The sequence below is a fragment of the uncultured Rikenella sp. genome, from assembly GCF_910577125.1.
Taxonomy (GTDB): Bacteria; Bacteroidota; Bacteroidia; order Bacteroidales; family Rikenellaceae; genus Rikenella.
Window position 1 is genome coordinate 1 of the sequence record NZ_CAJTMN010000064.1, and the last position, 12,058, is coordinate 12,058.

General features: G+C 60.8%; 9 protein-coding genes. 2 read left to right on the top strand and 7 right to left on the bottom strand.

The genetic code is table 11. The features are described from left to right. Window positions 1–132: 132 nt before the first annotated feature. Entirely contained in the window at window positions 133–4,380 is a 4,248-nt protein-coding gene (gene rpoC / locus QZ292_RS07355; RefSeq protein ID WP_294600005.1) for a DNA-directed RNA polymerase subunit beta', read from the top strand. Window positions 4,381–6,271: 1,891 nt separating this feature from the next. On the opposite strand, the gene QZ292_RS07360 is transcribed toward rpoC, so the two are convergent. The 7 genes from QZ292_RS07360 to QZ292_RS07390 are packed head-to-tail and all read right to left on the bottom strand — an operon-like array spanning window position 6,272 to window position 11,217. Next, window positions 6,272–6,682, bottom strand: a complete 411-nt coding sequence (locus QZ292_RS07360; RefSeq protein WP_294600007.1) for a hypothetical protein — start codon at window positions 6,680–6,682, stop codon at window positions 6,272–6,274. A 36-nt stretch (window positions 6,683–6,718) separates the two neighbouring features. Next, a complete protein-coding gene (locus QZ292_RS07365) occupies window positions 6,719–6,910 on the bottom strand; it encodes a hypothetical protein (protein ID WP_294600010.1) in 192 nt (63 codons plus the stop codon). Further along, on the bottom strand, window positions 6,895–7,287 hold the full coding sequence (locus QZ292_RS07370; protein WP_294600013.1) for a hypothetical protein: 393 nt from the start codon (window positions 7,285–7,287) through the stop codon (window positions 6,895–6,897). Before QZ292_RS07370 ends, QZ292_RS07365 begins: the two co-directional genes overlap by 16 nt. Beyond that, entirely contained in the window at window positions 7,288–8,658 is a 1,371-nt protein-coding gene (locus QZ292_RS07375; protein ID WP_294600015.1) for a dihydroorotase, read from the bottom strand. A gap of 27 nt (window positions 8,659–8,685) precedes the next feature. Continuing rightward, window positions 8,686–9,687 carry a polyprenyl synthetase family protein gene (locus QZ292_RS07380; protein WP_294600017.1) on the bottom strand — a complete coding sequence of 334 codons (1,002 nt, stop codon included), beginning with the start codon at window positions 9,685–9,687 and terminating at the stop codon, window positions 8,686–8,688. A 45-nt stretch (window positions 9,688–9,732) separates the two neighbouring features. Continuing rightward, entirely contained in the window at window positions 9,733–10,185 is a 453-nt protein-coding gene (dtd, locus tag QZ292_RS07385; protein WP_294600020.1) for a D-aminoacyl-tRNA deacylase, read from the bottom strand. A gap of 36 nt (window positions 10,186–10,221) precedes the next feature. Further along, on the bottom strand, window positions 10,222–11,217 hold the full coding sequence (locus QZ292_RS07390) for a hypothetical protein (RefSeq protein ID WP_294600022.1): 996 nt from the start codon (window positions 11,215–11,217) through the stop codon (window positions 10,222–10,224). Between the two features lie 60 nt (window positions 11,218–11,277). Here QZ292_RS07390 and QZ292_RS07395 point away from each other — a divergent pair, with 60 nt between their 5' ends. Further along, complete coding sequence (locus QZ292_RS07395; protein WP_294600025.1) at window positions 11,278–12,006, top strand: polyprenol monophosphomannose synthase; 729 nt, start codon at window positions 11,278–11,280, stop codon at window positions 12,004–12,006. Window positions 12,007–12,058 lie beyond the last annotated feature (52 nt).

Consider the following 12,058-nt stretch of genomic DNA (forward strand, 5'->3'; position numbering starts at 1 on the left):
ATCCTCTAAAGTTTCTTTGGTTCTTTCTGTTCACAGAAAGAACAGTACCCTCCCGTTCATCAAGAAACCGACCGCACCGACCGAAAAAAAAAAAGGGATTGATTTAATTCAGAATCAGGAACAAGCAACATTATGGCATATAATAAAGAAACGAAAGCCCCCGGGAACTACCAGAAGATCACCATCTCGCTGGCATCGCCCGAACAGATCCTCGAAAAGTCCAGCGGCGAAGTGCTCAAGCCCGAGACCATCAACTACCGGACTTATAAGCCCGAGAGAGACGGTTTGTTCTGCGAGCGCATATTCGGCCCCGTCAAGGACTACGAGTGTCATTGCGGGAAATACAAACGCATTCGGTACAAAGGGATCGTCTGCGACCGATGCGGTGTGGAAGTGACCGAGAAGAAAGTGCGCAGGGAGCGGATGGGACATATTCAGTTGGTCGTGCCTGTGGCACATATCTGGTATTTCCGCTCTTTGCCCAATAAGATCGGCTACCTGCTCGGGATACCGACCAAAAAACTGGACATGATCATCTATTACGAACGGTATATCGTGATCCAGAAGGGCGCCGCAGAGAATGTGGAAGAGGGCGATTTGCTCACCGAAAAGGAATACCTCGACATCCTCGACACCTTGCCCAAGGGGAATCGCGCGCTGGAAGACAGCGACCCCAATAAGTTCATCGCCATGATGGGGGCAGAGGCCTTGGAACTCATGCTGCAGCGGATTGACCTCGACGAGCTGTCGTACTCCTTGCGGCACAAGGCATCGACCGAGACCTCTCAGCAGCGGAAGAGCGAGGCGCTGAAACGGTTGAACGTAGTGGAAGCATTCCGCGCGTCACGGGACGTCAATAAGCCCGAGTGGATGATCATGCGCGTGATTCCGGTGATTCCGCCGGAACTCAGGCCGCTCGTGCCGTTGGACGGGGGGCGGTTCGCTACCTCCGACTTGAACGACCTCTATCGGCGGGTGATTATTCGGAACAACCGCTTGAAGCGGCTGATCGAAATCAAGGCCCCGGAGGTGATTTTGCGGAACGAGAAACGTATGCTGCAGGAGGCGGTCGACTCGCTGTTCGACAATTCACGGAAGTCGAATGCGGTGAAGACCGAGTCCAATCGGCCGTTGAAATCGCTCTCCGACTCTTTGAAAGGGAAACAGGGCCGTTTCCGGCAGAACCTGCTCGGGAAACGGGTGGACTACTCGGCTCGTTCGGTCATTGTGGTGGGGCCGGAACTGAAGATGCACGAGATGGGGATTCCGAAGGATATGGCGGCGGAACTGTACAAGCCGTTCGTCGTGCGGAAGCTCATTGAGCGGGGGATTGTCAAGACCGTTAAGAGTGCTAAGAAGATTATCGACCGGAAAGATCCGGTGATCTGGGATATTCTCGAGAATGTGATCAAGGGGCATCCGGTTTTGATGAACCGGGCTCCTACGCTGCACCGCTTGGGGATCCAGGCTTTCCAGCCGAAGTTGATCGAAGGGAAGGCGTTGCAGCTGCACCCGCTGGCTTGTACGGCATTCAACGCCGACTTCGACGGCGACCAGATGGCCGTGCACTTGCCGTTGGGAAATGCCGCGATTCTGGAGGCGCAGCTCTTGATGCTCGGGTCGCACAACATCCTGAATCCGGCCAATGGGGCGCCGATTACCGTGCCTTCGCAGGACATGGTGCTCGGGCTGTACTACATCACCAAGCCGCGCAAGGGGGTGAAGGGCGAGGGACTGGTGTTCTACTCGGCCGAAGAGGCGATTATCGCGCATAACGAAGGGCGGGTCGATTTGCATGCGGAGGTGAAACTGCGGCTCGGGCCGGGGAACATCATCGACACCACCGTCGGACGGATCATCTTCAACCAGGTGGTGCCGAAGGAGGTGGGGTATATCAACATGCTTCTGACCAAGAAGTCGTTGCGGGATATTATCGGCGACGTGATGAAGCAGTGCGGCGCGGCGGTGACGGCGAACTTCCTGGACGATATCAAGGCCTTGGGGTATAAGATGGCATTCCGGGGGGGCTTGAGTTTCAACCTCGATGCCGTGATTATCCCGAAAGAGAAGGAGGCGCTGGTGCAGGACGGTTACGACCAGGTGGCCGAGGTGATGGAGAACTACAACATGGGTTTCATCACCAACAACGAGCGGTATAATCAGATCATCGACATCTGGACGCATACCAACTCGAAGCTGACCCACACCGTGCTGAAGCAGCTGACCGAGGATGATCAGGGTTTCAACCCGGTCTATATGATGCTCGACTCGGGGGCCCGTGGTTCCAAGGAGCAGATTCGTCAGCTCTCCGGGATGCGTGGTCTGATGGCCAAACCGCAGAAGTCGACCGCCGAAGCGGCGCAGATTATCGAGAACCCGATTCTTTCGAACTTCAAGGAGGGGTTGAGCGTCCTCGAATACTTCATCTCGACGCACGGTGCCAGAAAAGGGCTGGCGGATACTGCGTTGAAGACGGCCGACGCGGGTTACCTGACCCGGCGGTTGGTCGATGTGGCGCAGGATGTGATTATCAACGAAGAAGATTGCGGCACGCTGCGCGGGTTGCAGGCGACGGCGATTAAGCGGAACGAGGAGGTGGTGCAGTCGCTCTACGAACGGATTCTCGGGCGGACGTCGGTGCACGACATCTATAACCCGCTCAATAACGAGCTGATCGTCAAGGCCGGCGAGGAGATTACCGAGGAAATTGCCAAGGCGATCGAAGAGTCGCCGATCGAGATGGTCGAAATTCGCTCGGTGCTCACCTGCGAATCGCGGAAAGGGGTGTGCGCTAAATGTTATGGGCGCAACTTGGCCACGGGTCGTATGGTGCAGAAGGGCGAAGTGGTCGGGGTGATTGCTGCCCAGTCGATCGGTGAACCGGGGACGCAGCTGACGCTCCGTACGTTCCACGTCGGGGGGGTTGCAGGTGGCTCTGCTGCGGATAATAAGATCGTGGCCAGATATGACGGGCACATCGAGATCGATGAACTTCGGATGGTGGAACGCAAGGACGACACTGGTCGGAAAGTCTATATGGTCATTAGCCGATTGGCCGATTTGCGGATCGTGGACAACAATACCGGGGCGACGCTGTACAACGCCAACCTGCCGTACGGGGCGACGCTGTATGTCAATACCGGCGATAAGGTCTCGAAAGGGGATTTGCTCTGCGAATGGGACCCGTATAATGCGGTTATCGTGAGTGAGTTCGGCGGTAAGGTGACGTTCGACAGCGTGATCGAGAATGTCACTTATCGCGAGGAATCGGACGAAACTACCGGTTATCGCGAAAAGGTGATTATCGAATCGCGCGACAAGACCAAGAACCCGATCATCCGGATTCTCGACAAGAACGGCGAAGAACAGAAGCAGTACAACTTGCCGGTGGGGGCGCATATCGTCGTAAAGGAGAATGCCAAAGTGGCTGCCGGGGATATCCTCATCAAGATTCCGCGTGCCGTGGGTAAGGCGGGGGACATCACGGGGGGGCTGCCTCGCGTGACCGAGCTCTTCGAAGCCCGGAACCCCAGCAACCCGGCTGTGGTGTCGGAGATCGACGGGGAGGTTTCGTTTGGGAAGATCAAGCGCGGGAACCGCGAGATCGTCGTCACCTCGCGCACCGGCGAAGTGAAGAAATACCTCGTTCCGCTGTCGCGGCAGATCTTGGTGCAGGAGAACGACTATATCCGCGCCGGCATGCCGCTTTCGGACGGGGCCATTACGCCGGAGGATATTCTCTCCATTCAGGGGCCGACCAAAGTTCAGGAGTATATCGTGAACGAGATTCAGGAGGTCTACCGGATGCAGGGGGTGAAGATCAACGACAAACACTTCGAGATCATCGTCCGTCAGATGATGAACAAAGTGCGCATCGAAGATCCGGGAGACACGCGCTTCCTGCCGGAACAGATCGTCGACAAGTGGGACTTCATGGAAGAGAACGACGATATCTACGAAAAGAAAGTCGTTACGGATGCGGGGGACTCGACGACTTTGCGTGCCGGTCAGATCATCACCCTGCGCCAGCTTCGCGACGAGAACTCCATGTTGCGGCGCAAGGACATGAAAGAGGTGCAGGTGCGCGATGCCGTGCCGGCCACTTCGGATCAGGTGCTGCAGGGGATTACCCGTGCCGCTTTGCAGACCAGCAGCTTCATGTCCGCCGCCTCGTTCCAGGAGACTACCAAGGTCTTGAACGAAGCCGCCATCAACGCCAAGGTCGACCCGCTTGAAAAGCTCAAGGAGAACGTGATCTGCGGTCACCTGATTCCGGCCGGGACAGGTACCCGTCAGTTCCAGGATCTGATCGTCGGGCCTAAGGACGCCGTAGCCACTGCCGCCGAAGCGGCTCAGGACGGCTTGTCCGTTGAGGCGTAAAGCCTTGGCACGATATGTAACATCCGCCTCTTGCCCCCTTCTTTAGCGAATGGGGCAGGTATGAAGCAGGGCCGGGGGCTCTCCTAATTGTAGGAGAGCCCCCGGCCCTGCTTTTTCATTTTCTCCGGCGCGCGGACAGAGAATGGGGTAGAGGCTGCCGCAGCGAAACTACGTTTCGCCCGTCCACGCACCCACAGGGTGTTTTGTTAGGGTTTTTCTTCGCCTTACCAGTGGGGCCCGCGCGGCCCGAGCGCAGTTCCACCCTGTTAGGGTAGAGGTTGCCAATAAAACACCCTGTGGGTGCGCGCGCCGACGCCTTAAGAGGGAAATCTTGTCAAAATGCGCAACCGCATTTTGACAAGATTTCCCCTGGCGCGCGTAGGGTCGAGGCTGCTATTTCGGAGTGCCCGAAGGCACCGCGCGCCGCCGCTTAAGGAGGCGATTCAACTGTTTCGGCGAAGAGGCGAAACAGAATGAATCGCCCAAGGCGCGCGGGAAAAGAATTGGACTAAGCAGATAAGTGAAAATGCGTAAGCATTTTCCCGTCCACGGGACGTGGGGCCCGCCCGGCCCGAGGGCAGTTCCCTCCCATAGGAAAAGTCGCCCGCCCGCGTAAAGAGGGATTTCACTCGTTTTGCGGTGAGCAAAATTGAGATGAAATCCCGGCGGGCGACGATTAAAATGCCCCGCGCGCGACTGCTGGAGTAGGAAATCGTTAGAACCATGGTGAATGGTTCTAACAAGATTTCCGCCAGCGCGCGGGAAAAATGCGATAGGTGGCGGAGCGACAGCGGAGCCGCAGTGAGGCTGACACGGTTCTTCGGGCGCGAAAATCGCTTGCGCGGTTTTCGCGCTGCGCTGGGCGGAGCTGTTACCCGGACTTTGGGCCGAGAGCGAGTAGCGCGATTCTGTGAATCGCCGGGCATGCGCGCTGGGCCTTCGGCCCACCCGGGGAGCGCGCCGCCCGAAACTGCAATAGACTTGGAGAGAACTTTTGCGACCCTTTGAGGTCGCCGGCCTCGTCGCCCAGGCGCGAAGCGTCTCGGGGGGCTGGGCGACAGGCCGAACGGGGCGAAATCGGTTGTATGGGGTGGGCGAAGTATTGGACTGTGATTGGGCTGAGCTTTTGCGACCCTTTGGGTCGCGCAGTCCGCCGCCCCGGCAGGCGGAGGGCTGCAACTCGTCGGTGCTCGTTGCGCTCTCCGCTGGCGCCGGACTGCTACGGGCGTTACGAAATGTATTTTGAGAATGAATAGTGCGATTCCGCGAGGAATCGCCGGGCTTGCGGCGGGGCATCTTCGATGCCCGGGCCCGACGCCGCAGCCCGAACACGACAGACGGCTTGGCCAAACTTTTGCGGTTCGCAAAACCGCCGGCCCTGTTGCCCAAGCCGCGTAGCGGCTTCGGGGGGGGATGGGCGACAGGCCGAATAGGGCGGAGAATCGGGGTGTGGGGTGGGCGAAGTATTGGGCTGAGCTTTTGCGGTTCGTAGAACCGCGCGGGCCGGAGCCTCCCGCAGCGGAGGCCCGCAACTGCCGTTGCTTTGGGCCCCGCAGGCTTCAACCCGCTTGGTAAGTGAATAGCTGGTGGCTGGAATTACCGGCCCTTGCGGCTCTTCGAGCCGGGGCCGCTCGGCACTCGAAAGCTGGCCGTGTCTACCCTAAAAGAATCGTCGGGGGATTTTCAAGGGGGGATGTAAGTCCCCCTTGAATGTGCTCTTTGCCTACTTTCTACCACATAGTAGAAAGTAGGGGCCCCCGCGGCCCAAGCGGAACAAAGAAAAGAGATTGAGATAGGAACCCAAAGGCGCGCGGGTTTGTTAATGCGTTTTTGAGTCGCCCGCGGCAATTCTTGTTGGTTGGCGCTTGGCCAACCAACAGAATATGCCCTCTTAAGCGGGCGGGCGACTTTCGAGCTTCGAACCGGACGGAACAGCCCTTCGCGGGCGGCGTCCGGCTAATAAGGCAGAGAGAACCCTAATAAAACGCCGGTGGGCGACGGAGCGATGCTTGCGCATCGCTAAGGCTGTGTCGGTAAACTGGAGTAGAGGTTGCTTATTGGGGCAGAGGCTGCCAATTGGGAGTGCGACACGCACTTCCGAGAGGCAACGCAACAGAAAACCGTGGCCATGGCTGACCACGTTGCCGGGATGGAGGCTCTGCGTGCCGAAGTCCAAGAACACGCCGTAAGTTCCGCTGACAGCGGACGACCAACTGTACCCGTCCTTGCCGACGTTATGCTGCACGCCATCTGCAAGATTGCGGTAGCCTGGGGCGGGGTACCAGGCAAGCGGGGTTTCCACCACCAGCCCGGGTTCTCAATCAGTCGAGGCTTCCGTTTATTCCGAGAGGCAACGCAACTGACGACCGAAGGCACGGTTGTCCGTGCTGCAGGGATTGAGGTACTGCGTGCCGAAGCCCAAGAACACGCAGTAAGTCCTGCTGACAGCGGACGACCAACTGTACCCGCGGCTTTTCGAGCCGAAGGGGTTTGGCCTTGTTTCTTGTTCGCCGTTTATTCCGAGAGGCAACGCAACTGAAAACCGTGGCCACGGCTGCTCACGTAGCTGGGATTGAGGTACTGCGTGCTGAAGTCCAAGTATACCCCGCTACTGTCGTTCGCTGTTGAAGACCAACTGAATCCGTAGTTGCTGACGGTATACAGTACGCCTGAGGTGCGATAGCGGCTGCCCGGGGCGGGGTACCAGGCAAGCGGGGTTCCCGTACCGGAGGTGGTTACCTTGTACAACCGACCGTTGGTCGCCTTGTAATTATCTGTCCCATATTTTTCACCGGCTACGCCGTCCGAATAGTACGGGAAAGTCCCGTTCAGCGGCACATCGGCGTCCCGCGTAAAGTCAGACCAAGTGCCGATTTCCCAGGCCCCCCGGTCAGACAAGAGTCCCAATCACTCCGCCCGGAACTCCAGACGCGCGCCCCGGACAGCCTCGTCGATCCGCCCCGAATCGTAGACATGCGCCCCATTGACGAACGTGTGGCGCACCCGTGCCGAGAATCTCACCCCCTCGAACGGTGACCAGCCGCATTTGTAGCGTATCCGCTCCTCCTCCGGCCCCTCCGCCTCGCGAGTCACTCGCCACGGCGCGTTCAGCTCCACGATCGCGATGTCCGCGAAATACCCCTTCCGCAGGAAACCCCGCTCCCGAATCCGGAACAGTCGTGCCGGTGCATGACACATCCGCTCCACCACCTCCGGTATCGTAAAAATCCCGTCTCCGGCCAGCGTCAGCATCGCCGGCAGCGAGTGCTGCACCAGCGGCCCTCCCGACGGAGCCTCGAGGTACGGACGCTGCTTCTCGCTCAGCAGGTGCGGCGCGTGATCCGTCGCCACCACATCCACCCCTCCGCTCCGCACCGCCGCCCGCAACGCCTCCCGATCCGCGATCGACTTCACCGCCGGATTCCACTTGATCCGCGTCCCCCGCTCCGCATAGTCCGCCGCCGAAAACCACAGATGGTGCACACACACCTCGTTCGTGATCCGCTTCTCCTCCAGCGGTTTACTCGTCTCGAACAGTTCCAGCTCCCGCGCCGTGCTCAGGTGCAACACATGGAGCCGCCCTCCGTACCGGTGCGCCAGCTCGACGGCATGCGCCGTCGAGCGGTAGCACGCCTCCGCACTCCGGATGAAAGGGTGCATCGCTACCGGAATCTCTCCGCCGAACGCCGCTGTGGCCGCCGCCAGATTGGCCCTGACCGTCGCCTCGTCCTCGCAGTGCGTCGCTACGAGCGTCGGCGACAGCCGGAAGATATCTCCCAGCGTCTGTTCGTTGTCCACCAGCATATTGCCCGTCGACGAGCCCATGAAGACCTTCACCCCGCAGTTCCGCGCCGGATCGAGCTGCTCCACTTCCGCCAGATTCTCGTTCGTCGCCCCTAAGTAGAACGAGTAGTTGACCGCCGAGACCTCCGCCGCCCGGGCGTATTTCTCTTCCAGGAGGTCGATCGTCACCGCCGGCGGCCGCGTGTTCGGCATCTCCATGTAAGAGGTCACCCCTCCCGCCGCCGCCGCGCGCGATTCGGTGAGGATATCCGCCTTCTCCGTCAGCCCCGGCTCCCGAAAATGAACCTGATCGTCGATCACCCCCGGTATCACCAGCGCCCCTGCCGCATCCAGCACCTCCGTCGCACCGTCCCGCACCGCCGCCGGACACTCCGGCCCTCGTCCGACGTCTGCGATCCGCTCCCCTTCGATCGCCAGCCACCCCTCGAAAAGCTCCCCTTCGTTGCAAATCCGCGCGTTCGTAATGAGTATCATGATTTTGTAAACTTTTGGAATCGAGTCTCAGAAAGTTCGTCCGACCACATAGTCCGCATAGGCCACCAAAGCCCGCCGCACCGGCGTCTCCGGATAGGCCTCCAGCAACCCCACCGCCTCCGCGTGGTACCGCCTCATCACCCCCGCCGCATAGGCCGGCCCGTCGCTCTGCGCCACGAAGTCCCGCAGCCACGCTACCGACGCGCTCCGTTCCCCCGCCCGTCGCAGATGTTTTAGCACCAGCCGCCGCGTCGAAGCCGGGACGCCCTCCAGCGCCCGGATCAGCGGCAGGGTCATCTTCCGCTCCCGCAGGTCGTTGCAGAGCACTTTTCCCGTCTTCAGCGGATCGCCGTTGGCCGAGAAACCGAAGTCGAGCAGGTCGTCCTGAATCTGGAACGCCAGCCCCAGCAGCTCGCCGAAACGGTACATCCTCCGCACCTCCTCCGCCTGCGGGTCGTCGCCGCAGGCGGCCAGCGCGCCGCACTCCGCCGCCGCGGCCAGCAGGGCCGCCGTCTTGTGGCGGATGATCTCCGTGTAGACCGCCTCTGTCGTGTCCATCCGCCGGGCATGTTCCATCTGCATCAGCTCTCCGTCCACGATCAGTTCGATGGCCCGCGTCGCCGACAGCATCGCCCCGTAGCTTCCCGCCCGTGCCGCCTGCCCCAGCCCCTTCGAGAAGAGGTAGTCTCCCGTCAGCACCGCCGATTTCGACCGCAGGAGCGCCCCCGGCGTCCATTCGCCGCGCCGCACGTATGCCTCGTCGATCACGTCGTCGTGCACGAGGGTCGACCAGTGGATCATCTCGATCAGCACCGCTGCCGCCAGCGCTTTCGGGTGGCCGTTCTCGCCGTGGAGCGCCGCTGTCAGCAGCGTCAGCAGCGGCCGCATCTGTTTCCCTCCGCTCCGCAGGATGTCGCGGGTGATGGGACGCATGAACGGCTCTTCCGACCGCGTCGCCGCGTCGAGCCGTTGGCGGAAAGCCTCGAATGCGGCCTCTACCGGAGCGATGATTTCGTCTAAGTGCGCCATGGCGTGTGGGTTTTTGTGGTATGGGCGGGCAGAGAAGAGGGGCGCTCACTCCCAAGCCCGGGTGTCGATGGCGATGGTCACCGGCCCGTCGTTGGTCAGCGCGACCTGCATGTCCGCCCCGAACCGCCCCGTGGCTACCGGTCGTCCTAGCTCTTCGCGGAGCCCTTCGACGAAGAAGCGGTAGAGCGGTTCCGCCTCCTCCGGCCGTGCCGCTGCGACGAACGATGGCCGGTTCCCCTTCCGGGTCGAGGCGTAGAGCGTGAACTGGCTCACCACCAGCGCCTCGCCGCCCGTGTCGAGCAGCGACCGGTTCATGGCCTGCGCCTCGTCGGCGAAGATGCGCAACCGCGCGATCTTCGCCGCTAATCGGGTGGCGTCGTCGACCGTGTCGCCACCGGTCACGCCCAACAAAATCAGCAATCCGGCTCCGATCCGTGCGATCGGGGTGCCGTCTACGGTGACGGAGGCGTCGGCGACTCGTTGTATCAGGGCTCGCATGGGAAGCAAAAGGCCTCGTCTCCGAGGCCGGAATGGTTAAGATTCGATAATGACCAGCTCGACTTCCAGCATCGAAGCGAGGCTGGAGATAAATTCCAGGTAACGCATGTCGGTGTTCGGCGACAGCGTTCCGATGCAGATCTTGTTCGGGTGCATCGCCTCGATGCAGTCTTCGATGGCCGCCCGCACGAGCCGCATCCCCTCGACCGAGAAGACCGAGTGGCCGAACGCTTCGGTGAACGGTTTGTTCTCGTGCAGCAGCTCCAGCGTCGGAATCACTTCGATGCGGCTGCGTTTGGCGGTCGCGGCCAGCTGCTCCAGCTGCCGGGTGTTGTAGTATCCGTCTGCCGAGTAGAGCCGGTCGGTCAGCCTGGCCGCCTCTAACGACGGACACTGCATCCGCCACTTGTCGGAGCTCACCAGCATGAGGTAGACTTCGCCCGATTTGGTGCTGAGCTGTTTCAGAACGGTCTCCAGCTCGTCTACCGTCCGCATGGCGGTCGCCGCATCCGCCACCGCCTCGCGCTTGGGCTGCGGCTTGTGCCGAGCTCCCCAGTCGACCCGCGTCCCGGCCGGAAAGTACCGCCGTCCGGCTTCGTCCCGCTCGAGCATCCCCTGCAATGCGGCGATCGCGTTTTGCAGCGATGTCTCGCTGGTGAATGCGACTGTCACCCGCTTGGCCCGCACGTCGATCTGCCAGGCATCGCCCCCCTTTGCTCCCGGTATTGCCGCGACTTTGACGAACGAGATCCGGTTCCGGGCCTTGTGAAAGGCGTTCGAAGCCGCCACCCCCTCCGATCGGAGCCACTTGGCCATTTCGGTCGAGACGCTGCGGTGTTCGAAGTCGGTGGAGATGAAAACGGTGTTGTCGAGGCGGAAGTTCCGGGCGCCGAACAGCGCGAGGAAACGGCCTTTTTTCGGCTGGGCGTCGGCCGCGAGCACCGTGCCTGCCAGCACGAAAAGCCAGCAGAGCCGGCGGAGCAGGCGCCGTGTTCCGGAAAAACGGTCGATTATCTTGCTCGGGAGATTCATTTTCCAAAGATACGGAAAATTTCCGCTATCTTTATCGTCCTATCCAGATGCTGTACAGGGATGAAAAAGGTAGTCATTCTTCCGACCTATAACGAGATCGAGAATATCGGGCCGATGATCGAGCGGGTGTTCGGTCTGCCGGAGCCGTTCGACCTGCTGGTGATCGACGACGGTTCGCCGGACGGAACGGCGGGGGCGGTGCGTGAGGCGATGGGGCGGGAGGAGTATGCCGGCCGGATTCATCTGATCGAACGGGCGGGGAAACAGGGGCTGGGGACGGCTTATATCGCGGGTTTCCGGTGGGCGCTGGAGCGGGGCTACGACTATGTGTTCGAGATGGACTGCGACTTTTCGCACGACCCGGCGGATCTGGTGCGGCTCTGGCGGGCCTGTGCGGACGAGGGGGCGGATGTGGCGATCGGCTCCCGGTATGTGACGGGGGTGAATGTCATCAACTGGCCGATCGGGCGGGTGATCATGTCGTACTATGCGTCGGCTTACGTGCGGCGGGTGCTGGGGATTCCGGTGCGGGACTGCACGGCGGGATTCGTCTGTTTCCGGGCGGAGGTGCTCCGGGCGATCGACTTCGACCGGATCCGGATGCGGGGGTACGGGTTTCAGATCGAAATGAAGTATTCGGCCTGGAAGCTGGGCTTCCGGATCGTGGAGGTGCCGATCATCTTTACGGATCGGACGCGGGGGAGCTCGAAGATGAGCAGCGGGATCTTCGGCGAGGCTTTCTGGGGGGTCTTGAAGATGCGTTTCCGCCGCATTCGGCGGGCGGACTGAGAGTAGGGCGAGGAGTTGGGCCGAGGCTGCCGCAGCGATGCGTGAGCATCGC

What these genes read in the sequence shown, in the direction of transcription:
- rpoC (WP_294600005.1), top strand. Translation starts at nt 133, where the DNA reads ATGGCATATAATAAAGAAACGAAAGCCCCCGGGAACTACCAGAAGATC.
- QZ292_RS07380 (WP_294600017.1), bottom strand. Translation starts at nt 9,687, where the DNA reads ATGGCGCACTTAGACGAAATCATCGCTCCGGTAGAGGCCGCATTCGAG.
- dtd (WP_294600020.1), bottom strand. Translation starts at nt 10,185, where the DNA reads ATGCGAGCCCTGATACAACGAGTCGCCGACGCCTCCGTCACCGTAGAC.
- QZ292_RS07395 (WP_294600025.1), top strand. Translation starts at nt 11,278, where the DNA reads ATGAAAAAGGTAGTCATTCTTCCGACCTATAACGAGATCGAGAATATC.
- QZ292_RS07375 (WP_294600015.1), bottom strand. Translation starts at nt 8,658, where the DNA reads ATGATACTCATTACGAACGCGCGGATTTGCAACGAAGGGGAGCTTTTC.
- QZ292_RS07390 (WP_294600022.1), bottom strand. Translation starts at nt 11,217, where the DNA reads ATGAATCTCCCGAGCAAGATAATCGACCGTTTTTCCGGAACACGGCGC.